We start from the raw sequence: 24046 nt of genomic DNA, 5'->3' as shown, positions 1-24046 counted from the left end.
GTACCGGTTCTTTTTATGAAATACCTTGGGCTACCTGACTGATAGCTTCAGGCGTGCTTCCAAGTGATCGGCCCATCTGGACAGCGGCCAACACAAGCAGAAATAGAGGGCGGCCACCAGGCCAAACACCTCCATGGGTGCAAAGGTGGCGTTGTTCACCACCTGGCCGGTACGGGTCAATTCCGCAAAACCGATGATCGCGGTCAGCGAGGTGCCCTTGATGATCTGGACCATGAAGCCGACCGTGGGCGCAACAGCGATCCGGAACGCCTGCGGCAAGATCACATAGCGAAAACGGAGGGCATAGCTCAGGTTCAGCGCTTTGCTGGCCTCGGTCTGGCCATGCGGCACGGCTTCTATGCAACCACGCCAGATTTCGCCAAAAAATGCACTGGTGTTCAGCACCAGGGCAAAGCCGGCCGCGACCCAGGGGCTCACATCCAGCCCCATGACAGGCAAGCCGAAAAAGATCAAAAACAGTTGAAGCAGCAGCGGCGTGCCCTGAAATACCAGGATGAAGCTGCGCGCCAGTGAGCGCAATACCTTGTGGTCGGCAGTGCGGCAAAGCGCCACCACCAGGCCGCCCAGGCCGCCGCCTATCAGTGCGATCAATGACAGCGCCAGTGTCCAGCGGACCGCTTCAACAATCAACCAGACGTCTGAGAAGGAAAAATCACGCATTACTTGGTACTCGGATAGTCAAGAAAGCGCTGGTAGCACAGCTTGAACAGGCCAATAAACAGCATGGACAGCGCGAAATAAATGGTCGTGACGACGATGTAGATTTCGAAACTTCGGAAGGTTTCGGACTGCAGGCTGGCAGCCACCGAGGTCAGGTCATCGGCTGAAATTGCCGAGACGACGCTGGACGTGAGCATCAGCAAAATGAATTGACTCGAGAGCGCCGGAAATATCGTTTTCAAAGCGGGCTTGAGAACGACGTGAATGAAGATCTGATAGGGCTTGAGGTTGAGCGCCAGCCCCGCCTCTATCTGCCCCTTGGGAATCGACTCGATGCCGGCGCGGATGATCTCGGCAGAAAAGGCGCCCAGGTTGACGAACATCGCCACCAGCGCCGCCGTGGTGGGCGACCATTGCACACCGACGCTGGGCAGCGCAAAGAAGAAGAAAAACAGCTGGATCAGAAATGGCGTGTTGCGGATCAGTTCTATATAGGCATTGATCAACCACTTCACCGGCCGCCCGCCATGGATCTTCCCCCAGGCGCAGACCACGGCGATGCAAAGGCCGATCACCATGGCGGCGAAAGACAGCTTGATCGTCTGTAGCGTGCCCTCTAGCAACAAGGGCCAGGCCTGAAACACCGTGTCGAACTCGAAAGCGTAGCTCATGGACATTCAAAGTTTGTGTGGGAAGACGTGATGGCAAGAAAGGCTGGTGGCCGTGCGTGCAAACGCACGGCCCTGGCCCCTCGATCGCTCAATCCAGCAGGGCCGCATCCCAGGCGCGAGCCTGTTGCATCTGTTCGCCCAGGCCCTCGATACCCAGGCGCATGACATCGCCGTCCTTGAGGTAGACGGGAGGCTTCTGCCCCAGTCCGACGCCAGGTGGCGTGCCGGTCGAGATCAGGTCGCCCGGATACAGGGTGGTGAACTGGCTGATGTAGTGAATCAGGTAGGCCACCGTGAAGATCATGGTCTGCGTATTGCCGTTTTGAAAACGCTTTCCATTGACCTCCAGCCACATGCCCAGCTTTTGCGGATCGGCCACGTCGTCCGACGTGACCAGCCAAGGGCCTATGGGGCCAAAGGTATCGCAGCCTTTGCCCTTGTCCCAGGTGCCGCCGCGCTCGATCTGGTACTCGCGCTCCGACACATCGTTGATCACGCAGTAACCCGCCACATGCTGCAGCGCCGTCTCCAGGGGAACGTAACGCGCCTTGGTGCCTATCACTACGCCCAGTTCCACTTCCCAGTCGGTTTTCAACGAGTTCTGGGGGATCACAACGGTGTCGTTGGGACCGGTGGCGCGCGACCACTTGTTAAACAGGATGGGTTCGGCCGGCACTGCAGCGCCGGTTTCTGCCGCATGGTCGCTGTAGTTCAGACCGACACAGATGAACTTGCCCACACCCGCGTAAGGTGTGCCAATTCGTCCGGGTTGCGCCACCACCGGCAGCATGGAGAGATCAATCTTTCGCAAGGCCTCAAGCCCTTGCGGCGAGAGATGCTCGGCCGTCAGGTCGCCAATCACGCCGGACAGATCGCGCACCGCGTTCTGGGCATCGAGAATGCCGGGCTTTTCCTGGCCAACCGGCCCATAGCGTAGTAATTTCATAGGTTTCCTTTTGGTGAGGTCAGGGTCAACTCAGTTGGACCAGCCGCCGTCAATGATCTGTGCCGTACCGGTGGTAAAGGCCGACTCATCGGACGCCAGGTACAAGGCCAGCGCAGCAATTTCCTCTGCCCGCCCAACCCGGCCAATCGGTTGACGCGCGACAAAGTCGGCGCGCACCTGATCGACGGTTTTGTCGTACTTGCCGGCTTGCGAGGCAATGCGCGCCTGTAGCGAAGGCGATTCGACAGTACCCGGGCAAATCGCGTTGCAACGTATGCCCTGCGCCACGAAATCTGCGGCAATGGCTTTGGTCATGCCGATCACGGCCGCCTTGCTGGCACCATAGACAAAACGGTTGGGCACGCCTTTGACGCTGGACGCCGCCGAGGCCATGTTGATGATCGAGCCCTGGCCGCGCGCCAGCATGCCGGGCAAAAATGCCTTGACCATTTCATAGCTGGCCGTCACGTTGAGCGCGAAGGAAAAATCCCAGGCCTGGCGGTCACAGTTAAGGATGTTGCCGTCGTGGACATAACCGGCGCAATTGAACAGCACGTCAATCGCGCCCACTTCTGCCGCCAGCGCGGCAATGTCGTCGCTGCGCGTGACATCGAGCTTGAAAACCCGGCAACCCTGCAGGCTAGCCAACAACTCCTGGTTGATGTCGGTCGCGATGACGGTGGCGCCTTCGCGTGCGAACAACTCCGCTGTGGCACGGCCAATGCCTTGTGCAGCGGCAGTGATCAATGCTGTTTTTCCTGCTAAACGACCAACCATCTCTTCTCCAATACAAAGGTGACGGGACACGGCGACCCAAGCACCGATAGGCAGGTCAAACGCGCTGCGACAAGTACCTGCTCGGTCCGCCTTCTGCGCAGAACCTCAAGCCTGCATCCCTGCAATTTATTTCGTATATAAAAATTGATTTCTTATATTCAAGAGCTCGATTTTCACTTCGTCGAGAGTATGTGTGATTTTTTAGCCCAGATAACTCAGCGTTTTCCCTTGGTTTTTATTTTCATAAATGGAATTTATTTTTATATGTGATTTTTTACAATGGCTTTTGTAACGGCCACGGTTATCATCGCCACACACAACACCACAGCGATGTCAGCACCTTATGAACACGCAGCAACCTTCCGACCTGGCGACAGAGACCGCCAACCAGAGTGAACCGGACACCAATGCCCGCTATAGCGCCCCGGCGCTGGACAAAGGATTGGATATTCTTGAAGCCCTGAGCGCCAGCGCTGACGGCTATACGCTCAATCAGCTGAGTCAGGTGCTGCAGCGCAATGTGAACGAAATTTTTCGCATGGTTGTGACACTGCAGCGTCGGGGCTACATTCAGGCCGACCAGAATGACCGCTACACCCTGACCTTGAAGATGTTTGCCCTGGCGCATCGCCAGCCGCCGGTCAAGTCGCTGGTGGACGCCGCGCTGCCTTTGCTGCAAGAGCTGGCCGAGCGCACACGCCAATCGGCCCACCTGACGATTTATCAGGACGGCCGGGTGATCGTGATCGCGCAGGTCGACAGCCCTGAACGCTGGTCCTTCGGCCTGAAGGTCGGAGTCCTCATGGGCTTAAGTGATACGTCCTCGGGCCATGTGCTGCTGGCCTATCAGGACGAAGTGACGCGCACGCGCATGCTGGGCAAGCACATCAAGGTCGAGGGAGAGCTCGACATCGATCCGGGGCAGTTGTTTTCACTGTTGATGGCGGTGCGCAAAACCGGCTACGCCATGATGCCCAGCATCCAGATCCAGGGCGTCACGAATATCGCCTTTCCGGTATGGGGCCTGGGCCAGCGCGTGATTGCCGCCATCAACATCCCGCATATTGCGCGTATCGACGGCACGCCCACTCCCAGCAAGGAGCAGATCAAGACCGCACTAGCGGATATTTGTGCCCGGCTATCGCTGCGACTGGGCTACGACGCGCAGGCCACGCCCGCGAGTTCCTGAACGCCAGCCCTGCCGGGCTCAGCTCGCCGCCGCCCGCCCCAGCCGGTCGCGCACGCCGTCCCACTCCGCGCTTTCGGGCGGGTGTTCAATCCAGATCAGCTTGGCGCCATGGCTGTCGAAATCGCGCAGCACGGCAAACAGCTGCTGCGCAGCGGCAGCGGCGTCGTCGGGCATGCGCCGGTACAGCACCTTGGCCGAGCTCAGGCGCAGCACGGCACGGGCATAAACCGCGATATGGGCCGCGTCCGCGCCCAGCAGATCGAGCGCCGTCTGGATGGCGCCGGCATCCATCAATCTCACCTTGGCATTGGGCGCGTAATGCGCCTCCAGCGTGCCCGAAGCGCGCGGCGTACCGCTGGCCGCCGGCATGTCTTCCTTGGCCAGCACCGGCTCGCCGCAAGCGGCCTCCAGCTGAGCCCGCGTCAGCACGCCGGGGCGCAGCAGCACCGGCCGGCCACGGGTGCAATCGACAATGCTGGACTCGATGCCGACATCACAAGGCCCGCCATCGAGCACCAGCAAATCATCACCAAACTCCTGCTGCACATGCTGCGCCGTGGTCGGGCTGACCCGGCCGAAACGATTCGCGCTGGGACCGGCCACACCGGTGTTGCAGGCGCGCAGAAAAGCCAGCGCCACCGGATGCGCCGGGCAGCGCAGCCCTATGGAATTCTGGCCGCCGGCCGCGGCAAGCGCCACGCCGTGCTTGCGCGGCAGGATCACGGTCAGCGGCCCGGGCCAGAAGGCCTGCAAGAGGCGCTCGGCAAAGGCCGGCACGCTGCTGGCGTAGTGGCTCACCTGCGCCGCATCGGCCACATGAACAATCAGCGGATGGTCAGAAGGTCTGCCCTTGGCGGCAAAAATGCCGGCCACGGCCTGGTCGCTGGAGGCGTCCGCCCCCAGGCCGTAAACCGTCTCGGTGGGAAAACCGACCAGGCCGCCGGCCTGGATGCGGCGAGCGGCCTCCAAAATGGCTTGCGGGTCGGTGCCGGGCAGAATCATCAAAGCCCCTCGCAGCCGGGCAGGCCCAATATGGCGGCCGCCTGACGCGCCGTGGCCTTGACGCTGGCAACGTCGGCACCGGTGATGTTCAGGTGGCCCATCTTGCGGCCGACGCGCGCCTCGGTTTTGCCATACAGGTGCAGATGCGCGCCCGGCAAGGCCAGCACGGCTTGCCAGTCAGGCGTGCGCGCCTGGCCCTGGGCGTCAAACCAGACATCGCCCAGCAGATTGAGCATGATGGCCGGCGAATGCTGGCGCGGCTGCGGCAGCGGCAGGCCGGCCATGGCATGCACCTGCAGGTCAAACTGCGAGACATCGCAGGCGTCCAGGGTGTAGTGGCCGCTGTTGTGCGGCCGCGGCGCCATCTCGTTGACGACCAGGCCGCCCAAGGCGCTGCCGTCATCGACAAGGAAGAACTCGACGCACAGCACGCCCACGTAGCCAATGTGGTTTGCTATTGATTTGGCAGCATCCAGCGCACGTTCAGCAAGGGCTGGAGGCATATTGCCCTCATAAACCTCGGTCACGGCGAGAATCCCGTCGACATGCAGGTTGAGCTGGGGCGGAAAACTCACGACCTCGCCCTGCCAGCCGCGCGCCACGATCACCGAGCACTCGGCCTGGAGCGGCAGCATTTTTTCCAGCACGCAGGGCACTTGCTTGAGCTCGGCCCAGGCAGCGGCCAGGGCGGCGGCGTCCTTGACGCGCACCTGGCCCTTGCCATCGTAGCCCATGCGCGCGGTTTTCAGAATGCCGGGCAGCAAATCGGCGGGCACGGCCTGCAGCTGCTGCGGCGTTTCAATCACCGCATAGGGCGCGCAGGTGACGCCGGCCACGCCGGCACTGGCCGTGAAATGCGACTTTTCCTGAATCCTGTCCTGCGCAATCGCCACGGCGGCGGCGCCCGGCGCCACCGGCCGCGTGGCGGCCAGGGTCTGCAGCGCGGCGGCCGGCACGTTTTCAAATTCGGTGGTGACCGCGGCGCACAGCGCGGCCAACTGCGCCAGGCCAGCTGCATCGCTGTAGCCGGTCTGCACATGGTGGTGGCTGACCAGGCCGGCCGGGCTGTTGGGATCGGGATCGAGCACCGCCGTGAAGTAGCCCAGGCGCTGGGCCGCTTGCACAAACATGCGGCCCAGCTGGCCGCCGCCCATCACACCCAGGGTGGCGGGCTGGCCGGCGGCGGACAGCGTGCCCGGAAGGATTGGCAAGGCGCTCATAGCGGCGGCAGCGTCATGGCGCGGGCGGCGGCGGTCTGCTCGGCGCGAAAGGCCTGCAACTTGGCCGCCAGCGTTTCGTCGTGCAGGGCCAGCATGGCGACCGCAAACAGCGCCGCATTGGCCGCGCCGGCGTTGCCTATGGCAAAGGTGGCCACCGGCACGCCCTTGGGCATTTGCACAATGCTGTGCAGCGAATCGACGCCCTGCAAATGCTTGCTGGCCACCGGCACGCCCAGCACCGGCACAATGGTTTTGGCGGCCAGCATGCCGGGCAGATGCGCGGCACCGCCGGCGCCGGCAATGATGGCCTGCAGGCCGCGGCCCGAAGCCTGCTCGGCATAGCTGAACAAGTCGTCAGGCATGCGATGGGCCGACACCACGCTGGCTTCATGGGCCACGCCAAACTGCTGCAGAATCTGCACCGCGTGCTGCATGGTGTCCCAGTCGCTGCTGGAGCCCATCACCACGCCCACCAGGGGGGCGGTCGAGTTGTTTGTTGTCGTCATAGGGATGGCCTGAAAGTCTTGAAGTTGAAGGGCGGCGCGCCGCAAAGCCCCAATTTTAAGGGCTGGGGCGGGCAGCGCCGCTTGCATGCTATCGTCTGAGCTGCTGCGGCGGACCGCATCCATGCCCAGGCCTTGCGCCCTAGCCGGCCGGCAGCCGTCACGCCGCTTGAAAAGCCCCTTGTTAAACCTCACTTTTGCAGCATCATGATCGACGTCACCATTGCCAATTTTGAAGAGGAAGTCGTTGCGGCTTCCATGACCACCCCCGTGCTGATTGACTTCTGGGCGCCCTGGTGCGGTCCCTGCAAGTCGCTCGGGCCGATTCTGGAGAAGGTCGAGGCCGCTTACGCCGGCCGCTTCAAGCTGGTGAAAATCGACTCCGACCAGGAGCAGCAGCTTGGCGCGGCCTTCGGCATACGCAGCATCCCGACCTGCATCCTGATGATGAACGGCCAGCCGGTGGACGGCTTCACCGGCGCCCTGCCCGAGGGCCAGATCAAGGAATTCCTGGACAAGCACCTGCCGCCGGCGCTGGAGGAAGAGCCCGAGCCGGAACTGTCCGAGCCGGAGGCAGATAACAGCCCCGAAGCCGCGCTGGAGAAATTGCAACAGGCCGTGGCCATAGACCCGGCCAATGACAACGCCCGCTTTGACTACGTCAAGCTGCTCTTGAGCCTGGGCCACGAAGACGATGCCAAGGTGGCCTTTGCGCCGGTGATTGCCCAGACCTCGGTGACGCGGCGCTTTGACTCCCTCAAGCGCTGGATGGATGCTATTGATTTTGTAGCTATCAACGCACTCGGAGAAAGCGCCGGAGCCGAATTTGATGCAAAAATTGCGGTCAACAAGCGGGATTTCGAGGCCCGCTTCGGCAAGGCGCGCTGGCTGATGGCCCAGCAGCGCTGGACCGAGGCGCTGGACGAGCTGCTGGACATCCTGATGCGCGACAAGAGCTGGTCGGACGAGGCGGCGCGCAAGACCTATATCGCCATCCTGGACGTCATGGAAGCGCCCAAACCCAAGGTGGCCGACGGCCAGATTCCGCCGGAAGATCCGGTGGTGGCGACCTACCGCCGTCGCTTGAGCAGCGTGGTGCTGAGCTAGGCCACCAGCCTGTGCGGCGCGCCGTTTGAAGCAAACGGCCGCCGCTCACTAGCCAGCACACACTGCGCGTTCAGGCTGGCGATGGGAATCGAGGCATCGCGCGGGATGCCGCCCGCAAGCTGCAGCGCCAGATAACGGCCACAGCAGACGCGCAAAAACGAGGCGAAATTCTCCACGCCGCCGCGTTCGGCCACCAGTTCGTCATGCAGCCGGGTGCAGAGCTGGGGCACGCTCAGGCCGTCGCGGCTGGCAATGTCGGCCAGCACGTCCCAGAACAGGTTTTCCAGCCGTATGCTGGTCGCCACGCCGTGCAGGCGTACCGAGCGGATACGGCTGGCGTAGAGCGCCGGGTCGGCGCTGATGAATACCTCGCACATGATGTGTCTCCAGCGGGTTGGCATTTTCCGGTCGGCCTCTGCCGGGCTCCCGGAATCATGCAGCGCGCGCCGCTGGGCGTCAATGCGTGATGCGCGTTCCCAGCAGGGTCAAAAACTGGGCAATCCAGGCCGGGTGTGCGGGCCAGGCCGGCGCCGACACCAGGTTGCCCTCGGTGTGCGCCGCATCAATGGCAATCTCGGCATAGGTGCCGCCGGCGCGCTCCACCTCGGTGCGGCAGGCCGGGTAAGCCGAGCAGGTTCGGCCCTTGAGCACATCGGCGCCGGCCAGCAATTGCGCCGCGTGGCAGATGGCCGCCACCGGTTTTTGCGCATCAAAAAAGTGCTTGACCATGTCCACCACGGCCGGGTAGGTGCGCAGGTATTCGGGGCCGCGACCGCCCGGCAACAGCAGGGCGTCGTAGCTTTCGACCCGGATGTCGGAAAAGCTGGCATTCAGCGCGAAGTTGTGGCCGGGCTTTTCGCTATAGGTCTGCGCGCCTTCAAAGTCGTGAATGGCGGTCTTGATGTGATCACCGGCTTTTTTGTCCGGGCAGACTGCATGTACCGTATGGCCCACGGCAAGCAGCGCCTGGAAGGGCACCATGGTTTCGTAGTCCTCGCAATAGTCTCCGCAAATCATCAGAATCTTTTTGGCGGTCATGTCTGTCTCCTGTCATTGGTGAGTGAAAGGGGACATTCTTGAGCAGCACCGGGCGCTTGTGGTGTTAGCCGGCTGTGACAGGCTTGCGATGCACTGCGACAGGATCTTAATAACTCCTGTTTTTATAGCTGCTTGCGCCTTCAATATTGGGCTTGAGCTCATTTTCACCATTATTTCCAGGCGTAAAAAAAACCGCCGTCTCCCGTGGGAGTGAAGGCGGTTTTCGGACGCTAGCTAGGCTCAGGCGGCGGTCAGGCGCGCCAGCGCTTCCTGGTATTTGGCCGCGGTCTTGGCGATCACCTCGGGCGGCAGATGCGGCGACGGTGGCGTTTTATCCCAGGGCTTGCCGTTGATGCGCACGGCCTCCAGCCAGTCGCGCACGAACTGCTTGTCATAGCTGGGCGGGTTTTGCCCGGCGGCAAAAGCGGCCTCGTAGCCTTCAATCGGCCAGTAGCGCGATGAGTCGGGTGTCAGCACCTCGTCCATCAGCGTCAGCGTGCCGTTTTCATCCAGGCCGAACTCGAACTTGGTGTCGGCAATGATGATGCCCTTGGTCAGCGCAAAAGCGGCTGCGGTCTGGTAAATCTCTATGCTGATCTTTTTGATCTGCTCGGCCAGTTCGGCGCCGACCACCGCCACCACCTGCTCATAGCTGATGTTTTCGTCATGCTCGCCGACCTCGGCCTTGGCCGCGGGCGTGAAGATGGGCTCGGGCAGCTTGCTGGCGTTTTTCAGGCCGGCGGGCAGGGCCACGCCGCAGACGGCCTGGTTTTGCTGATATTCCTGCCAGCCGCTGCCGGCCAGATAGCCGCGCACCACGGCCTCGACCGGAATCGGCTTGAGCCGCTTGACCAGCATGGAGCGGTCTTTCACCTGGGGGATTTCCGCGGCCGTCACCACGCTTTCGGGCGCCTCGCCGGTCAGGTGATTGGGGCAAATATGGCCCAGCTTGCCGAACCAGAACAGCGCCATTTGCGTCAGCAGCGCGCCTTTGCCGGGAATCGGCTCGCCCAGGATCACATCGAAGGCGCTCAGGCGGTCGCTGGCCACCATCAGCAGGCGATCAGTGCCCACGGCGTAGTTGTCGCGCACCTTGCCGCGCGCAAGCAAAGGCAGGGAAGTCAGGGCAGAGGTATGAAGTGCTGAGGTCATGGTCGGTATCAAAGTGAAAAAACCCGCGCGACTTGGGTTCAAGTCCGCAGGTTTTGAATTATCGCCAATCCGGCGACACCGGGGGCACAAAAAGCTTAGTGAACCACTTGGGCCAGCTCGCCCTTGGCGTATTTGGCAGCCACGACCGAGAGGCTCTCGCCCTTGATCTTGCCGGCCTGGCCTTCGCAGCCAAACTCGACATAGCGCTGCTTGCAGATCGCCTTGGCGGCCTCGCGCGCGGGCTTGAGCCATTCACGGGCATCGAACTTGTCGGGATTCTCGGCCAGGAACTTGCGCACCGCGCCTGTCATGGCCAGGCGGATGTCGGTGTCGATATTGATCTTGCGCACGCCGAACTGGATGGCTTTCTGGATTTCCTCGACCGGCACGCCGTAGGTCTCCTTCATCTTGCCACCGTACTGGTTGATGATGGCCAGCAAGTCCTGCGGCACGCTAGAGGAGCCGTGCATGACCAGGTGGGTGTTGGGGATGCGGCGGTGGATTTCCTTGACACGCTCGATCGCCAGGATGTCGCCGGTGGGCTTGCGGGTGAACTTGTAGGCGCCATGGCTGGTGCCGATGGCAATCGCCAGGGCGTCGAGCTGGGTGCGCTTGACAAACTCGGCGGCTTCCTCGGGATCGGTCAGCAACTGGTCGTGGGTCATGACGGCATCGGTGCCGTGGCCGTCTTCCTTGTCGCCCTGCATGGTTTCCAGGCTGCCCAGGCAGCCCAATTCGCCTTCCACCGACACGCCGGTGGCGTGGGCCATCTCGACCACCTTGCGGGTGACCTCGACGTTGTAGTCGAAGCTGGCGATGGTCTTGCCGTCGGCTTCCAGGCTGCCGTCCATCATCACCGAGCTAAAGCCCAGGTCGATCGCGCCCTGGCAGACTGCCGGACTCTGGCCGTGGTCCTGGTGCATCACCAGCGGGATGTGCGGGTAGGCCTCGACGGCCGCCAGGATCAGGTGCTTGATGAAGGCTTCGCCGGCATACTTGCGGGCGCCGGCGCTGGCCTGCAGGATGACGGGCGCACCCACCTCGTCGGCGGCGGCCATCACGGCCTGGACCTGCTCCAGGTTGTTGACGTTGAAAGCTGGAATGCCGTAGCCATTGACGGCCGCATGGTCCAGCAGCTCGCGCATCGAAACGAGTGCCATGTTGAAAATCCCCAGAAAGTTAAAACGCTGTCGAAAACAGTGGGTCAGTGGCGGCGGACCAGGCAGCGTGGGCATTGCCCTGGAGGCCGTAACCGCGCAGTAACCAGAGCCTTGATTGTAACGTTTGACCGCAAGCCGCGGCTTCAGGCGCCAGCGGCAAATGCCAGGCGATAGCAGCAGTTCCATGGCACCGGCGCAAGCGCCTTGGCAAAACTGCCGCCATGCAGCCCCATGACGCGATCAATGATCTGGTGCCCCAGGCCCAGCCGGTCCGGCGCCAAGGCGCTGTGGCTGGCCGCCGACTGGCGCGCGCCATCGTCACACACCTGCAGCCAGGCTTGGCCGGCGGCACTGCCCCACTGCACGCAGACCGAGGTGCCACGGGCCGTGTGCTGCAAGGCGTTGTCTATCAGGTTGCGCAGCGCCAGCTCCAGCAACAGCGGGTGCGCCTGCAGTTGCAGGCCCTCCTCGCCCTGAACACTCAAGACATGCCCGCTTGCCCAGGCGGCCTGCGCGTAGTCGGCCACCACCCGCCGCACCAGCGCCGCCAGATCCAGCCGCTGCATCTGCTGCTGCAAATCGGTCCGGCTGGCGCGTGCCAGGGCCAGCAGCTGGCTGACCACATGGCCGGCACGCAAGGCGTCCGCGCCGATTTGCCGCAGCGCCTCAGCGTGCGCCTGCGCCGGCAAGCCGCCCTTGAGCGCCGCGGCCTGCAAGGCTATCGACGCCAAGGGGGTGCGCAATTCGTGGGCCATTTCACTGGCCAGCTGGCGCTCCCGCGCCAGCGTCGCCTGCTGCTGGCTCAGCAGGCGGTTGATGGCGCCCACCACCGCGTTGAACTCACGGTAAGGATGGCGAGCCTGCAAACGTCCGGCCTGGCCCGCCTCCAGCGCCGTCACATCGCGCGACAAGGCCTGCAAGGGCAGCAGGCCGCGCCAGATCGCCAGCCCCAGCGCCAGCGCCACGGCCGGCAGCAGCCAGAGGCCGGGCTCTATCAGTTGATCGGCCACATCGGCCGCCAGTTCGTCCCGTTCGGCGGCCTTGACCAGCACCATGACCTGGCGGCGGTGGGACGCATCCCATTGCGAAAAGCTGCGCCAGGCGGCCGCCGGCGTACCAAGCTGCAGGTCGGCAAAGCCGCTTTGCGCGGCAAAACGGGGCAGCGGCGCTTCGCCCGAGCGGGCCAGCAATTGCCCGCCAGCATCCCAAACCACCACACTCAGGGAGGGCTGGTAGTCGTGGCTTTTCAAGGCGGGAATCAGCGGGCGGGCGGTTTCGCTGGCCATGTCGACAAACGCTGGCTGGCTCAGGTTGACCAGCAAGGCCGCCGTCCCGGCCAGGTGGCCGTCGGTCAGCTCACCCGCTTCATGAATGCCGGTGCGATAGCCGACCAGCACAAAGCAGCTCCAGACCAGCAGCAGCGCCGCCAGCACCCAGAGCAACAGGCGACGGGTGAGAGAAGCCTGCCGGCCGGGCCAGCGCGTCACGAGCGCTCCTCCTGGGGAATGAAGTAGCCCACGCCGCGCAAGGTCTGGATCAGGCCCTCGCCGAGCTTGCGCCGCAAATGGTGCACATGGACCTCGACCGCATTGCTGCCGACGGCGTCCTCCCAGCTGTAAAGACGCGCCTCCAGCTGCTGGCGCGACAACACCCGGCCGCGTGAGGCCAGCAACAGCAGCAGCAAGGCAAATTCGCGCGGCGTCAGCTCCACTCCCTGGCCGGCGCGCAGCACGCTGCGGGCGCCGGGGTCTATCACCAGCTCACCGTGCACCAGCAAGGGATGGGCGCGGCCGGCAGAGCGCCGCAGCAGCGCCCTCATGCGGGCCTCCAGCTCATCCAGGTCAAAGGGCTTGACCAGGTAGTCGTCGGCCCCCAGATTGAGCCCCGAAATGCGGTCGGCCACCTGGTCGCGCGCCGTCATGATGAGCACCGGCATCAGGGGATCCGGCAGCTCGCCCGTGGCCCGCTGGGGCTGCCTGATGCGCCGCAGCAGGTCGCCGCCGTCACCATCGGCCAAACCCAGGTCCAGCAGCACCAGGTCAAAAGCCTCGCTGCGCAGCGCGCCCCAGGCCGCGGCCAGCGTCGCACAGACATCGGCGGCATAGCCGCGCTGCTGCAAATTGGCCCGCAAGCCCACGGCAATGCCGGCATCGTCTTCCACCACGAGGATTCGCATGTCCCTATTGTCTCGTTACGCGCCAGAAAGCATTGAAGAGATTTGCCGGCCTACTTGCCGGCCTTAAGGGAGAGCTAAGACATTCCGACTACATTACGCCCAGTTACATAAGTGCTTTATGACCTTTCTCGCCTCCCCCGTTCGTCAGACCCGGATTCAGCTCTTGTGCTGGACCTTGTACGGCTTGCTGCTGTTGCTGGCCTGGGACTATTCCGGACTGGACCTGATACTGGCCCAATGGTTTGGCACGGCCCAGGGCTTTCCCCTGGAGAATCACTGGCTGTGGCGCACGGTATTGCATGACGACGTACGCCTGTGGCCCTGGGCAGTGGAACTGGCCTTGCTGGCGGCCATAGTCCTGCCGTTTGGGCCGCTGAAGCAGCTGGCAAGGGCCAGGCGGGTACAGCTGGCGCTGACCACGCTGCTGGCCCTGCTGGTGGTCTCGACCACCAAACTGCACAGCCACACCAGTTGCCCCTGGGACTTGCAGCAATTTGGCGGCACGGCGAGCTATGTATCGCATTGGGCCTGGGGCGTGCGCGATGGCGGCCATGGAGGCTGCTTCCCCGCCGGCCACGCCTCGGCCGGTTTTGCCTTTTTGGGCGGCTTTTTCGCCTTCCGGCATATACAGCCCAGGACCGCCTGGCGCTGCTTCGCCGGCGTGATGCTGGCCGGCTTCACCCTAGGACTGGCACAACAAGTGCGCGGCGCCCATTACATGAGCCACACGCTCTGGACCGCCTGGTTGTGCTGGACCGTGGCAGCCGTGGTGGACCTGGGCGTCAGCTGGCTGATCTCACGCCAGCCCTCGGTGCTACTGGCGCCGGCATTCTCCGAACTGGCGCCATCAAAGTAAGCGGCCTTTAGGCCACCCGGCAGATCTTCAGCATGTTGGTGCCGCCAGGCGCGCCCATGGGCTCACCACAGGTAATGGCATAAACATCGCCGCTTTGCACGATGTCGCGACGCAGCAAATGGCCCTCGGCCTGGTCCAGCGCGGTGTCGCGGTCGGCGCTGGTGTCCATCAGCAACGGCCGCACATTGCGGTATAGCGCCATCTTGCGCTGGGTGGCCAGGCGCGGCGTCAGCGCATAGATGGGCACGCGGATGTCATGACGGCTCATCCACAAGGGCGTGGAGCCGCTGTCGGTGAGCGCCACGATGGCCTTGGCACCCAGGTGATGGGCGGTGAACAGCGCACCCATGGCAATCGACTGGTCGATACGGGCAAAGGTCTTGCCGGAAAAATCGCCTTCCAGCTCCTTGTACTCGGCCTTCTCCGCTTCCACGCAAATCTTGGCCATTTCCTCGACCGTTTCCAGCGGGTACTTGCCGGCGGCGGTTTCGGCGCTGAGCATGACGGCGTCGGTGCCGTCCAGCACGGCATTGGCCACGTCGCTGACCTCGGCGCGCGTCGGTACCGGGTTGACGATCATGCTTTCCATCATCTGGGTGGCGGTGATGACCAGCTTGTCGGCGGCCCTGGCCATTTTGATCATGCGCTTTTGCAGCGCCGGCACCGCCGCATTGCCGACTTCCACCGCCAGGTCGCCGCGCGCCACCATGATGCCGTCGCTGACCCGAAGAATGTCGTCCAGATTGGGAATGGCCTCGAGGCGCTCGATCTTGGCGATCAGGCCGGGCTTGTGTTTGTAGGGTGCAGCGGCCACGTTGCAGAGCTGGCGCGCCATTTCCATGTCGGTGGCGTTTTTCGGAAAGCTGACAGCCACGTAGTCGGCCTGAAAGCTCATGGCGGTCTTGATGTCTTCCATGTCCTTGGCCGTCAGCGCCGGCGCGGTCAGGCCGCCGCCCTGCTTGTTGATGCCCTTGTTGTTGGACAGCTCACCGCCCAGTTTCACCGTGGTGTGCACTTCCTCGCCACGCACCGCATCGACCGTCAGCACGATCAGTCCATCGTTGAGCAGCAGCAAATCGCCGGCCTTGACATCGCGCGGCAGTTCCTTGTAATCCAGCCCCACGCCCTTGATATCGCCCGGCTCGGTGCGGGAAGCGTCTAGGACGAACTTTTCGCCCGGCTCCAGCATCACCTTGCCTTCGGCGAACTTGCCGACGCGGATTTTCGGGCCCTGCAAATCGGCCATGATGGCCACTTCGCGACCGGCGCGCTGGGACGCTTCGCGCACCAGCTGGGCCCTGTCGATATGGTCTTGCGCCGAACCGTGGCTGAAATTGAGCCGCACCACATTGACACCGGCCCGGATCATCTTCTCCAGCAACGCCGGGTCGCTGGAAGCGGGGCCGAGGGTAGCAACGATTTTGGTAGCGCGACGTGGCATAAACAAAGCTCCTGTAATTTAGTTTCTGATTCTCACACGAAAAAGTTACGGCCCGGTTACCGCCATGCCTGCGCACATGGTCCCCAGCGACCCCGCCGCGCACCAGCCATAGAGACGCCATATGGCACATGACTTGATCTTGATCAGAGTCCACGCTCCGTGCCGCCCCTAGGATAGGCGGAACCGCTTGCGGACCCATTCCCTTCCCCACTTTTTTACCCATTGGCCCATGCCCTTTTCGACTGAACCGACTGACTCGACCGACACCGCGGCGCCTTCTCCCTTGCCGGCCGGCGCAGCGCTGCCGCACCGCAAGATCATCCGCTCCTGGCTGCTGCCGCTGGCGCAGCGCAACACCTGGCGCGCCTTGGCGCTGCTGGCGATGGATTACGCCCTGCTGGCGGCGCTGCTCGCCGGCGTGGTTTGGTTTGACTCGGTCTGGCTGATGCTGCTGTGCGGGCTGGCAGCGGGTTTTGTCGTAGGCCGGCTGTTTGTGATTGGCCACGATGGCTGCCACCAAAGCCTGACGCCGCACCGCAAGCTCAACAAATGGCTGGGCCGCATCGCCTTTCTGCCTTCGCTCACCGCCTACAGCCTGTGGGACGTGGGCCACAACGCGGTGCACCACGGCTTCACCAACCTGAAGGGGGTGGACTTCGTCTGGGCGCCGCTGACGCAGGATGAGTTTCAGGCCTTGTCGCCGTTGGGCCGCCTGATGCAGCGCATCTACCGCAGCGGCTGGGGTCCGGGCGTCTATTACATGGTCGAGATCTGGTGGAAGAAGATGATGTTTCCGCGCCATTCCAGCATGGGCAACACCCGGCGCGCCGTCTTCACCTGGGACTGCCTGCTGGTGACGGGCTTTGCCGCTGCCTGGATCGCCGCGCTGGTGGCCGCCGCCCTGCTCACCGAACAATCGGTAGCGCTGCTGCTGGTGCTGGGCTTTGTCGTGCCCATGTTGTTCTGGTTCAACATGATGGGCTTTGTGATTTACGGTCACCACACCCACGTCAAGGTGTCCTGGCACGACGACCGCGCCGCCTGGCAACGCGCCCAGCCGTTTGTATCGACCACGGTGCACCTGACCTTTCCCCTGCAAATCGGCGCCATGATCCATCACATCATGAAGCACACCGCCCACCACGTGGACATGAGCATCCCGCTGTACAAGCTCAAGGCCGCGCAGGCCAAGCTAGAGGAGCTGCTGCCCGGCCGCATCGTGGTTCAGCCTTTTTCTTGGCGCTGGTATTTCGACACCGCGCGCGCCTGCAAGCTGTATGACTTCAGGCGCCACTGCTGGACCGACTTTGCCGGACGGCCCACCAGCGAGCCCCGCGTCCAACTCGCCTGAGCCGGCGCTGCGCTGAGGCGGGCGTTACGCCTGTTCTTACATGGAAAACAGGCCTCTAGCCCAATCAGGACTAGCGCAAGCAGCTATTAAAACAAGAGCGTTTTAGCCTGCAGCCCGCTTCTGCAGGATCTCGAAGGCCGGCAGGATTTTGCCTTCCAGCACCTCCAGGAAAGCGCCGCCGCCGGTAGAGATGTAGCCAACATCCTTTTCGATGCCGTACTTGGCAATGGCCGCCAGCGTGTCGCCGCCGCCGGCGATGGAGAAGGCGCTCGACTCGGCAATGGCGCGGGCAATGCCTTCGGTGCCCTTGGAAAAGGCCTCGAACTCGAACACGCCCACCGGGCCGTTCCAGACAATGGTGCCGGCCGCCTTGAGCTGGGCCGCCAGCTTGGCCGTCGTTTCTGGGCCTATGTCCAGGATCAGGTCATCGTCTTCCACTTCAGTGGCCCGCTTGACGGTGGCCAGCGCATCGGCAGCAAAGGTCTTGGCGGTGACCACGTCGGTGGGAATCGGCACCTCGGCGCCGTGCGCCTTCATGGCCTCGATCACGGCGCTGGCTTCGGCCAGCAGGTCGGGCTCGGCCAGGCTCTTGCCTATCTTCAGGCCCGCGGCGAGCATGAAGGTGTTGGCGATGCCGCCGCCGACGATCAGGCCGTCCACATTGGCCGACAGCGCCTTCAAAATCGTCAGCTTGGTCGAGACCTTGCTGCCCGCCACGATGGCGACCAGCGGGCGGCGCGGATTGGCCAAGGCCTTGGAAATCGCGTCCATTTCGGCCGCCAGCAGCGGGCCGGCGCTGGCGATAGGAGCGTATTGCGCGATGCCGTAGGTCGAGGCTTCGGCGCGGTGCGCCGTACCAAAGGCATCGTGGACAAAAATGTCGCACAGCGCGGCCAGCTTGCGGGCCAGCGCTTCATCGTTCTTTTTCTCGCCCTTGTTCAGGCGGCAGTTTTCCAGCATCACCAGCTGGCCGGGCTGGACCTCCACGCCATCGACCCAGTTGGCGATGACAGGAATCTCACGCCCCATCAGCTCGCCCAGGCGCTTGGCCACAGGCGCCAGCGAATCCGCCGGCTTGAACTCACCTTCCACCGGGCGACCCAGGTGCGAGGTCACCATCACGGCGGCGCCGGCATCCAGCGCCATTTGCAGGCAGGGAATAGAGGCGCGGATGCGGGTGTCTTCGGTGATGTTGCCATGCTCGTCCTGCGGCACATTCAGGTCGGCACGAATGAAAACGCGCTGGCCGGCAGCCTTGCCGCTGGCGCACAAATCGGAAAAACGGATGAAGTTCATGGATGGCTCACAAAAGGGAAAAAGCTTTGGGGCCCAGCGCCCAAAGCCTCAAATTGTAGGTGGCCGCACACAACCCGAGTCCCTAAGAACGTGTTTACGATCTCAAAGCAAGCTGGGGCCGCGGAACCGGCTCCGCCGGGCCGCAGGCGCAGCGGCGGAGCGTGGGGGCCAGTCCTACCAGCCCAGGCCTATGTGCAGCGGCAGGTAAACCAGCATGCCGGTGACTATGGTGCCCAGAATGCTGCGTTTCCAGAAGTAAAAACCCATGGCCAGGGCCGCCGCCGGCAGGCGCGCATCCATCAGAGTGTTCAGCAGCTGGCCGTCACGCATCAGGATTTCGGGCGCCAGCACAGCACCCAGGGCGGCCAGCGGCGCATAACGCAGGCTGCGGCGCAGCCACTCGGGCAAGCGCACCTCCTTGTCCGGGATCAGGAAAAAGCAGCGCGTCAGCAGCGTGACCACCGCCATTCCCAGGATGGCCAGCACGGTTTCCCAATCGCTCATTCGTGCGGTACCTCGTCAATAGTCACTGGCGTGTTGCGCAAGGCCTTGTCGGTCGCCTCGATGATCAGGCCAATCACCATGGCCGCGGCAATCGCCACCAGGATGTTCAGGCGCAGCGGCAGGGCATAAGCCGCCAGCGCGGCGCTGGCCGCCACGCCCAGGGCCAGCCAGGTGGCGCGGTCCACCAGCATGGAACACAGCACGCCCATCAAGGCCAGCACACCGGCAAAACCCAGACCCCATTGCACCGGCAACACATTGGCCAGAAAAATACCGGCGATCGAGGAAATGTGCCAGGCGCTCCAGTTGAGCAGGGAGGCGCCCAGAAAGTAGGGAATCTGCCCGCGTCCCGGTTTGCCGTCCGGGTAACGCTGGGAAAACATGATGTAGGTGACGTCGCCGCTCAGATAGCCCAGCAGGCAGCGCTTGAAACGCGAAAAGTGGCCAAAGTGGGCGCGCCAGACCGCACTGAAAATAATGAAGCGCACATTCACGCAGGCGGCGGTAAACCAGATCACCCACAGCGGCGCGCCAGCGGTCAGCATAGGCATGACCGCCAGTTGGGCACTGCCGGCATAGACCAGCAGCGACATGAGCAGCGACATCCAGACGCCCATGCCGCCCTTGATCATGGCCACGCCGGTCACCAGCCCCCAGGCCGCCACGCCTATGGACATGCCCATCATGTCGCGGGCGCCGGCGCGCAGGTCCGGGTCGCTCAGGCTGGCGCGCCATTGCGCCAGCCGGGGCTGGGTCGCTTGCGGCATCAAGACAGGTTTCAAGGCGCGCTTCCGGCGACCGGACGGCCCAGCACCATGCCAGGCGTCAGCGCGATCCCGCGTAGAAAGTCGGCCACCGGCAGCCGCTTGCCGCCGGTGCGCTGCAGCTCGGTGAGGCGCAGCACGCCCTCGCCACACTGCACCGCGACACCCTCAGCATCCGCAAGCAAAATCGTGCCAGGAGCCTTATCAGACGCGCGCAGACAGCTATCAATATAAGAGCTGAAAAGCTTTACCGCGACACCGTCCAGCGTGCTGGCGGTGCCGGGCGTGGGATTGAAGGCGCGCATGCGGCGCGCTATGACGGCCGCCGGCTGGCGCCAGTCGATCAGCGCCTCGGCCTTGTCTATCTTGTGGGCATAGCTCACACCCTGCTCGGTCTGCTTTGTCGCCAGCAATTCGCCGCGGGCCGCCAACTCGAGGGCCGCCACAATCATCTGTCCGCCCAGCGCCGCCAACTTGTCGTGCAGCGTGCCCGTGGTGTCCTCGGGGGCGATCGCCAGTTTTTCGCGCAACAACATGTCGCCGGTGTCCAGCCCCGCGTCCATCTGCATGATGGTGACGCCGGTCTCCAGGTCACCGGCCTCGATGGCGCGGTGAATCGGCGCGGCGCCGCGCCAGCGCGGCAGCAGGGACGCATGGATATTCAGGCAACCCAGCCTGGGTGCATCAAGCACCCACTGCGGCAGGATCAGACCGTAAGCCGCCACCACCATGACATCGGCCCGCGCCGCTTGAATCGCCGCGCGGGCGGCTGCGGCGTCTTCGGGGTATTTGCCATCGAGACGCAAGCTGCGCGGCTGCGCGACCGGGATGTTCTGGCTTTCGGCCCACTGCTTGACCGCAGAGGCCTGCAACTTCATGCCACGACCGGCGGGGCGGTCCGGCTGCGTCAGCACCAGGGGGATATCAAAGCCGGCGGCGTGCAGTTTTGCAAGCGCCACACGGGCAAATTCAGGGGTACCGGCAAAAATAACGCGCATGGGGCCTGATTCTAGAGAGTCGCCGCCCCGCGCCAGGCCGGCGCGATGAAAAACCCCTCAGGCCGGCGTCAGCGTACGGCGTCGCGCTCTTCGTCTTTTTTCTGCTTGATCAACTTGGTCTTGATGCGGTTGCGCTTCAAGGGGGACAGGTATTCCACGAACACCTTGCCCATCAAATGGTCCATTTCATGCTGGATGCAGACCGCCAGCATGCCTTCGGCCTCATGGACCTGCAGTTTGCCGTCCAGATCCAGCGCCTGCACCTTGACGGCAATCGAGCGCTCCACGCCGTCGTAAATCCCAGGCACCGATAAACAGCCCTCTTCGCCCAAGCGGGTTTCGGCGCTGGCCCAAACGATCTCGGGGTTGATCAACACCAGCGGCTGGTCGTGGTCTTCGCTCACGTCAATCACGATCAGGCGTTCATGCATGTCCACCTGGGTGGCCGCCAGGCCTATGCCAGCGGCCTCATACATGGTCTCGAACATGGCGCTGGCCAGTTGGCGAATACGCGCATCAATAGCGGCCACAGGCTTGGCAACCGTGTGCAGGCGCGGATCAGGATAACGAAGAATGGTGAGTGGATTCATGGGTGACATGGAGAGAAGTCGCTATTTTCGCCACTTTTCTCGGTTTTTAATCGTTTCAATAATCTCAGAATCGCGTAAACGTTGCTTAATCAAGGGCTTAAGTACAGAATCGTTCGTGATTTCTCAAGATACAAATACTACGAAATACGATTTTTTAGTCAAAATGTAAGCGCCTCAGCCCCAAAAGCACTCATATATGCCTTCTATCTTTGGTCGTTTCACGCCTATTTCAATCGCCGCCGCCGTCGCTCTCCTGGGCGGGAGCGTTGGCCTGCATGCACAGAACTTCCCCGTCACTGCCGGGCAAAAGGCCACAGCCGCCCAGGTGGCCGAACTCGGTATTCCGCTGGCCGAGCTGGCCCCCAATGCACCCGACAGCTATAGCGTGAAACGGGGCGACACACTATGGGCCATTTCCGGCCTGTTCCTCAAAAGCCCTTGGCGCTGGCCAGAGCTGTGGGGCATGAACCTGCAAGACATCAGCAACCCGCACCGGATTTACCCCGGCCAACAGCTCTATCTGGACAAGTCCAATGGCCGGGCCATCTTGCGCACGCGCCAGGCCAGCCAGGACGGCCCGCCCACCGACACCATACGGCTCTCGCCCCGTACCCGCTCGCAATCACTGACCGATGCTTCCATTCCCACACTATCGTCCCAGATCATTGAACCCTTTCTGGCCGAAGCCTTGATCGTCGATGAAGCCACGTTTTCGCGGGCGCCACGGATTGTGGCCGCACAGGAGGGCAGGGTGCTGCTCAGCCGTGGCGACCGGGCTTACGCGCGCGGCGAGTACGTGGGCGGCAAGGCCACCGGCAAGCCACTGAGCGACGCCAAAGGCGAGCCGCTGGATTTCCGGGTGTTTCGCAATGCCACGCCACTGAAAGACCCGAGCACGCAGAAAATCCTGGGTTATGAGGCCCAGTATGTGGGCAAGGCCGAGCTGGTGCGCGGAGAATCCATGGTGCAGGTCGAAGGCCAAGCGGCCACCGACATCGTGCCGGCCACCATAGACATCGTGGCCACCAAGGAAGAAATGTGGGTCGGCGACCGCCTGCTGCCCGAGCCACCGCGTGAATTGCGCAGCTACGTACCGCACGCGCCGGCCAGCCCCATCAATGGCCAGATCGTTTCGGTCTACGGCAGCGCCGTGGCCTTTGCGGCAGAAAACCAGGTCGTCGTGATCAACCGCGGCACCCAAGATGGACTGGAACGTGGCCATGTGATGGCCATCGTCAAGGACGGCCAGCGCCTGCAGGACAAGACGGATAGCGCCCGCCCCCAGCTCAAGCTGCCCAACGAACGCAACGGACTGATGATGGTGTTTCGCACCTTTGAGAACCTGTCTTATGCGCTAGTCCTGCAAGTGACCGATGGGGTCAAGGTCGGTGACCGCTTCGTCAATCCGAATTGAGCTTGAGCAGCGGCGGGCCTGGCCTTTGATGTTTGCTCATATCAGGCCCGCGTCCTGCTAAAAGCCATAGCCCCGTGGACTCTCAAGAACTTCAAGCCTGGCTAAGGCTGACCCTGTCTCCCGGCGTGGGCAATGCCACGGCACGCAAGCTGCTGGCGAGTTTCGGCTCGGCACAAGCCATTTTTGAGCAAAGCGCAACAACCCTGCGGCAACTCGGCTCCGAGGCACTGGCCAGCGCCCTGCAAACCGAACCGCCGGCCCTGGCGGCCCTGCTGCAAACCACGCAGAACTGGCTGCAGGCCGGCGAAGACAGGCGCGTCGTCAGCCTGGGCGACGCCGCTTATCCGGCCACCCTGCTCGACATCGAAGACCCACCCTTGATGCTTTATATGCTTGGAACCCTTGCCATTCAAGCGCATACAGCTACCAAAACAGTAGCAATCAATTTAGCCATCGTGGGCAGCCGCAACCCCACGCCGCAGGGTGAAGCGAACGCCAGGCAATTTGCCAAGGCCTTTGGCAGCGCCGGCCTGTGCGTGGTGTCTGGCCTGGCGCTGGGCATAGATGGCGCGGCCCATGATGGCGCCCTGTTGGGCGGCGGCGACACGATTGCCGTGGTCGGCACCGGGCTGGACCGGGTTTATCCCAAAAAACACCTGGCCCTGGCGCACCGGATTGCCAAGCAGGGCATGCTCATCAGCGAGTTTCCGCTCGGAACACCGCCGCTGATGGCCAATTTCCCAAAGCGCAACCGCATCATCTCGGGGCTGTCGCGGGGCACGCTGGTGGTCGAAGCCGCGCTGCAATCGGGTTCGCTCATCACGGCCCGTCTGGCGGCCGAACAGGGCAAAGAGGTCTTTGCCATTCCCGGCTCCATCCACTCGCCGCAGTCGCGCGGCTGCCATGCGCTGATCAAACAGGGCGCCAAGCTGGTGGAGCTGGCGCAAGACGTGCTCGAAGAGCTACGCCTGCCCCTGGGCTCCGTCCAGAGCGCGGACCACACCGATCCGCTGGCGCAGCCGTCCGACGACCATGACCCGCTGCTGGCGGCGCTGGGCTTTGATGCCGTCAGCCTGGACGCCTTGCAGGCCCGATGCGGGCTGGAAACCGCCCGGCTGCAAGCGCGGCTGCTGGAGCTCGAGCTCAGCGGCCAGGTCGCGCGCCTGCCGGGTGGCCTGTTTCAGCGCCTGGCGGCGAGCTGACAGCCCAA

At 63.3% G+C, this 24046-nt stretch carries 25 protein-coding genes; 6 read left to right on the top strand and 19 right to left on the bottom strand.

Going from position 1 to position 24046, the window contains the following annotated elements:
- Window positions 1-30: 30 nt before the first annotated feature.
- The 4 genes from BM160_RS13200 to BM160_RS13185 form a co-directional block, all read right to left on the bottom strand.
- On the bottom strand, window positions 31-681 hold the full coding sequence (locus BM160_RS13200; RefSeq protein ID WP_092006120.1) for an amino acid ABC transporter permease: 651 nt from the start codon (window positions 679-681) through the stop codon (window positions 31-33).
- A complete protein-coding gene (locus BM160_RS13195; RefSeq protein ID WP_092006117.1) occupies window positions 681-1352 on the bottom strand; it encodes an amino acid ABC transporter permease in 672 nt (223 codons plus the stop codon). Before BM160_RS13195 ends, BM160_RS13200 begins: the two co-directional genes overlap by 1 nt.
- 88 nt (window positions 1353-1440) lie before the next feature.
- The gene (locus BM160_RS13190) at window positions 1441-2298 is read right to left on the bottom strand and encodes a fumarylacetoacetate hydrolase family protein (protein WP_092006114.1); all 858 of its coding nucleotides are present in this window, start codon (window positions 2296-2298) and stop codon (window positions 1441-1443) included.
- A gap of 30 nt (window positions 2299-2328) precedes the next feature.
- Window positions 2329-3075 carry an SDR family oxidoreductase gene (locus BM160_RS13185; protein WP_092006111.1) on the bottom strand — a complete coding sequence of 249 codons (747 nt, stop codon included), beginning with the start codon at window positions 3073-3075 and terminating at the stop codon, window positions 2329-2331.
- 343 nt (window positions 3076-3418) lie between these two features.
- Here BM160_RS13185 and BM160_RS13180 point away from each other — a divergent pair, with 343 nt between their 5' ends.
- Window positions 3419-4264, top strand: a complete 846-nt coding sequence (locus tag BM160_RS13180; RefSeq protein WP_092006108.1) for an IclR family transcriptional regulator — start codon at window positions 3419-3421, stop codon at window positions 4262-4264.
- A gap of 18 nt (window positions 4265-4282) precedes the next feature.
- On the opposite strand, the gene BM160_RS13175 is transcribed toward BM160_RS13180, so the two are convergent.
- From BM160_RS13175 to purE, 3 genes are read right to left on the bottom strand one after another with little or no spacing between them, the layout of a single operon-like run.
- A complete protein-coding gene (locus BM160_RS13175; RefSeq protein ID WP_092006105.1) occupies window positions 4283-5266 on the bottom strand; it encodes an L-threonylcarbamoyladenylate synthase in 984 nt (327 codons plus the stop codon).
- Window positions 5266-6486 carry a 5-(carboxyamino)imidazole ribonucleotide synthase gene (locus tag BM160_RS13170; protein WP_092006103.1) on the bottom strand — a complete coding sequence of 407 codons (1221 nt, stop codon included), beginning with the start codon at window positions 6484-6486 and terminating at the stop codon, window positions 5266-5268. Before BM160_RS13170 ends, BM160_RS13175 begins: the two co-directional genes overlap by 1 nt.
- Window positions 6483-6992: a 5-(carboxyamino)imidazole ribonucleotide mutase gene (gene purE / locus BM160_RS13165; protein WP_092006220.1), complete on the bottom strand. Its 510-nt coding sequence runs from the start codon at window positions 6990-6992 to the stop codon at window positions 6483-6485. The genes BM160_RS13170 and purE overlap by 4 nt, the downstream gene beginning before the upstream one ends.
- A gap of 204 nt (window positions 6993-7196) precedes the next feature.
- Between purE and trxA the strand changes: the two genes are divergently transcribed.
- The gene (gene trxA, locus BM160_RS13160; protein ID WP_092006100.1) at window positions 7197-8096 is read left to right on the top strand and encodes a thioredoxin; all 900 of its coding nucleotides are present in this window, start codon (window positions 7197-7199) and stop codon (window positions 8094-8096) included.
- On the opposite strand, the gene BM160_RS13155 is transcribed toward trxA, so the two are convergent.
- From BM160_RS13155 to BM160_RS13130, 6 genes are all read right to left on the bottom strand, one after another.
- Window positions 8093-8473: a ribbon-helix-helix domain-containing protein gene (locus BM160_RS13155; RefSeq protein WP_092006097.1), complete on the bottom strand. Its 381-nt coding sequence runs from the start codon at window positions 8471-8473 to the stop codon at window positions 8093-8095. The two genes, trxA and BM160_RS13155, sit on opposite strands and share 4 nt — an antisense overlap.
- A gap of 79 nt (window positions 8474-8552) precedes the next feature.
- The gene (locus BM160_RS13150; RefSeq protein ID WP_092006094.1) at window positions 8553-9134 is read right to left on the bottom strand and encodes a DJ-1/PfpI family protein; all 582 of its coding nucleotides are present in this window, start codon (window positions 9132-9134) and stop codon (window positions 8553-8555) included.
- Between the two features lie 240 nt (window positions 9135-9374).
- Window positions 9375-10286, bottom strand: coding sequence for a phosphoribosylaminoimidazolesuccinocarboxamide synthase (locus BM160_RS13145; protein ID WP_092006217.1), 912 nt, complete (start codon window positions 10284-10286; stop codon window positions 9375-9377).
- A 95-nt stretch (window positions 10287-10381) separates the two neighbouring features.
- The gene (gene fba / locus BM160_RS13140) at window positions 10382-11446 is read right to left on the bottom strand and encodes a class II fructose-bisphosphate aldolase (RefSeq protein ID WP_092006214.1); all 1065 of its coding nucleotides are present in this window, start codon (window positions 11444-11446) and stop codon (window positions 10382-10384) included.
- Window positions 11447-11589: 143 nt separating this feature from the next.
- Window positions 11590-12933: a histidine kinase dimerization/phospho-acceptor domain-containing protein gene (locus BM160_RS13135; protein WP_092006091.1), complete on the bottom strand. Its 1344-nt coding sequence runs from the start codon at window positions 12931-12933 to the stop codon at window positions 11590-11592.
- A complete protein-coding gene (locus BM160_RS13130) occupies window positions 12930-13622 on the bottom strand; it encodes a response regulator (protein ID WP_092006086.1) in 693 nt (230 codons plus the stop codon). Before BM160_RS13130 ends, BM160_RS13135 begins: the two co-directional genes overlap by 4 nt.
- Window positions 13623-13740: 118 nt before the next feature.
- On the opposite strand from BM160_RS13130, the gene BM160_RS13125 reads away from it, so the two are divergent.
- A complete protein-coding gene (locus BM160_RS13125; RefSeq protein WP_092006083.1) occupies window positions 13741-14478 on the top strand; it encodes a phosphatase PAP2 family protein in 738 nt (245 codons plus the stop codon).
- 7 nt (window positions 14479-14485) lie between these two features.
- Here the strand turns inward: BM160_RS13125 and pyk are convergent, their stop codons facing one another.
- Window positions 14486-15919 (bottom strand): pyruvate kinase, encoded by a 1434-nt coding sequence (pyk, locus tag BM160_RS13120; RefSeq protein ID WP_092006080.1) that lies wholly within the window; start codon window positions 15917-15919, stop codon window positions 14486-14488.
- A 229-nt stretch (window positions 15920-16148) separates the two neighbouring features.
- Between pyk and BM160_RS13115 the strand changes: the two genes are divergently transcribed.
- Window positions 16149-17270, top strand: a complete 1122-nt coding sequence (locus tag BM160_RS13115) for a fatty acid desaturase (RefSeq protein ID WP_092006077.1) — start codon at window positions 16149-16151, stop codon at window positions 17268-17270.
- Between the two features lie 102 nt (window positions 17271-17372).
- On the opposite strand, the gene BM160_RS13110 is transcribed toward BM160_RS13115, so the two are convergent.
- The 5 genes from BM160_RS13110 to def form a co-directional block, all read right to left on the bottom strand.
- Window positions 17373-18566, bottom strand: coding sequence for a phosphoglycerate kinase (locus BM160_RS13110; RefSeq protein ID WP_092006074.1), 1194 nt, complete (start codon window positions 18564-18566; stop codon window positions 17373-17375).
- 174 nt (window positions 18567-18740) lie between these two features.
- Window positions 18741-19070: an AzlD domain-containing protein gene (locus tag BM160_RS13105; protein ID WP_092006071.1), complete on the bottom strand. Its 330-nt coding sequence runs from the start codon at window positions 19068-19070 to the stop codon at window positions 18741-18743.
- Window positions 19067-19837, bottom strand: coding sequence for an AzlC family ABC transporter permease (locus tag BM160_RS13100; protein ID WP_092006068.1), 771 nt, complete (start codon window positions 19835-19837; stop codon window positions 19067-19069). The genes BM160_RS13105 and BM160_RS13100 overlap by 4 nt, the downstream gene beginning before the upstream one ends.
- Before the next feature lie 11 nt (window positions 19838-19848).
- A complete protein-coding gene (fmt, locus tag BM160_RS13095; RefSeq protein ID WP_092006065.1) occupies window positions 19849-20832 on the bottom strand; it encodes a methionyl-tRNA formyltransferase in 984 nt (327 codons plus the stop codon).
- Window positions 20833-20900: 68 nt separating this feature from the next.
- On the bottom strand, window positions 20901-21422 hold the full coding sequence (gene def, locus BM160_RS13090; protein ID WP_092006062.1) for a peptide deformylase: 522 nt from the start codon (window positions 21420-21422) through the stop codon (window positions 20901-20903).
- A gap of 196 nt (window positions 21423-21618) precedes the next feature.
- On the opposite strand from def, the gene BM160_RS13085 reads away from it, so the two are divergent.
- Window positions 21619-22836 carry a LysM peptidoglycan-binding domain-containing protein gene (locus tag BM160_RS13085; protein WP_092006060.1) on the top strand — a complete coding sequence of 406 codons (1218 nt, stop codon included), beginning with the start codon at window positions 21619-21621 and terminating at the stop codon, window positions 22834-22836.
- Between the two features lie 74 nt (window positions 22837-22910).
- On the top strand, window positions 22911-24038 hold the full coding sequence (dprA, locus tag BM160_RS13080; protein WP_092006057.1) for a DNA-processing protein DprA: 1128 nt from the start codon (window positions 22911-22913) through the stop codon (window positions 24036-24038).
- Window positions 24039-24046: the final 8 nt, after the last annotated feature.

Origin of the sequence: Polaromonas sp. OV174, assembly GCF_900112285.1 — a bacterium.
Lineage (GTDB): Bacteria > Pseudomonadota > Gammaproteobacteria > Burkholderiales > Burkholderiaceae_C > Polaromonas.
Note: the sequence above shows the minus strand (reverse complement) of the source record. Positions and strands in the feature narration are given on the sequence as shown.

What these genes read in the sequence shown, in the direction of transcription:
- purE (WP_092006220.1), bottom strand. Translation starts at nt 6,992, where the DNA reads ATGACGACAACAAACAACTCGACCGCCCCCCTGGTGGGCGTGGTGATG.
- BM160_RS13100 (WP_092006068.1), bottom strand. Translation starts at nt 19,837, where the DNA reads ATGCCGCAAGCGACCCAGCCCCGGCTGGCGCAATGGCGCGCCAGCCTG.
- BM160_RS13175 (WP_092006105.1), bottom strand. Translation starts at nt 5,266, where the DNA reads ATGATTCTGCCCGGCACCGACCCGCAAGCCATTTTGGAGGCCGCTCGC.
- BM160_RS13105 (WP_092006071.1), bottom strand. Translation starts at nt 19,070, where the DNA reads ATGAGCGATTGGGAAACCGTGCTGGCCATCCTGGGAATGGCGGTGGTC.
- BM160_RS13110 (WP_092006074.1), bottom strand. Translation starts at nt 18,566, where the DNA reads ATGAACTTCATCCGTTTTTCCGATTTGTGCGCCAGCGGCAAGGCTGCC.
- BM160_RS13180 (WP_092006108.1), top strand. Translation starts at nt 3,419, where the DNA reads ATGAACACGCAGCAACCTTCCGACCTGGCGACAGAGACCGCCAACCAG.
- BM160_RS13130 (WP_092006086.1), bottom strand. Translation starts at nt 13,622, where the DNA reads ATGCGAATCCTCGTGGTGGAAGACGATGCCGGCATTGCCGTGGGCTTG.
- BM160_RS13195 (WP_092006117.1), bottom strand. Translation starts at nt 1,352, where the DNA reads ATGAGCTACGCTTTCGAGTTCGACACGGTGTTTCAGGCCTGGCCCTTG.
- BM160_RS13145 (WP_092006217.1), bottom strand. Translation starts at nt 10,286, where the DNA reads ATGACCTCAGCACTTCATACCTCTGCCCTGACTTCCCTGCCTTTGCTT.
- BM160_RS13150 (WP_092006094.1), bottom strand. Translation starts at nt 9,134, where the DNA reads ATGACCGCCAAAAAGATTCTGATGATTTGCGGAGACTATTGCGAGGAC.
- BM160_RS13190 (WP_092006114.1), bottom strand. Translation starts at nt 2,298, where the DNA reads ATGAAATTACTACGCTATGGGCCGGTTGGCCAGGAAAAGCCCGGCATT.
- def (WP_092006062.1), bottom strand. Translation starts at nt 21,422, where the DNA reads ATGAATCCACTCACCATTCTTCGTTATCCTGATCCGCGCCTGCACACG.
- fmt (WP_092006065.1), bottom strand. Translation starts at nt 20,832, where the DNA reads ATGCGCGTTATTTTTGCCGGTACCCCTGAATTTGCCCGTGTGGCGCTT.
- BM160_RS13115 (WP_092006077.1), top strand. Translation starts at nt 16,149, where the DNA reads ATGCCCTTTTCGACTGAACCGACTGACTCGACCGACACCGCGGCGCCT.
- BM160_RS13170 (WP_092006103.1), bottom strand. Translation starts at nt 6,486, where the DNA reads ATGAGCGCCTTGCCAATCCTTCCGGGCACGCTGTCCGCCGCCGGCCAG.
- trxA (WP_092006100.1), top strand. Translation starts at nt 7,197, where the DNA reads ATGATCGACGTCACCATTGCCAATTTTGAAGAGGAAGTCGTTGCGGCT.
- BM160_RS13155 (WP_092006097.1), bottom strand. Translation starts at nt 8,473, where the DNA reads ATGTGCGAGGTATTCATCAGCGCCGACCCGGCGCTCTACGCCAGCCGT.
- pyk (WP_092006080.1), bottom strand. Translation starts at nt 15,919, where the DNA reads ATGCCACGTCGCGCTACCAAAATCGTTGCTACCCTCGGCCCCGCTTCC.
- BM160_RS13200 (WP_092006120.1), bottom strand. Translation starts at nt 681, where the DNA reads ATGCGTGATTTTTCCTTCTCAGACGTCTGGTTGATTGTTGAAGCGGTC.
- BM160_RS13085 (WP_092006060.1), top strand. Translation starts at nt 21,619, where the DNA reads ATGCCTTCTATCTTTGGTCGTTTCACGCCTATTTCAATCGCCGCCGCC.
- BM160_RS13185 (WP_092006111.1), bottom strand. Translation starts at nt 3,075, where the DNA reads ATGGTTGGTCGTTTAGCAGGAAAAACAGCATTGATCACTGCCGCTGCA.
- BM160_RS13125 (WP_092006083.1), top strand. Translation starts at nt 13,741, where the DNA reads ATGACCTTTCTCGCCTCCCCCGTTCGTCAGACCCGGATTCAGCTCTTG.
- fba (WP_092006214.1), bottom strand. Translation starts at nt 11,446, where the DNA reads ATGGCACTCGTTTCGATGCGCGAGCTGCTGGACCATGCGGCCGTCAAT.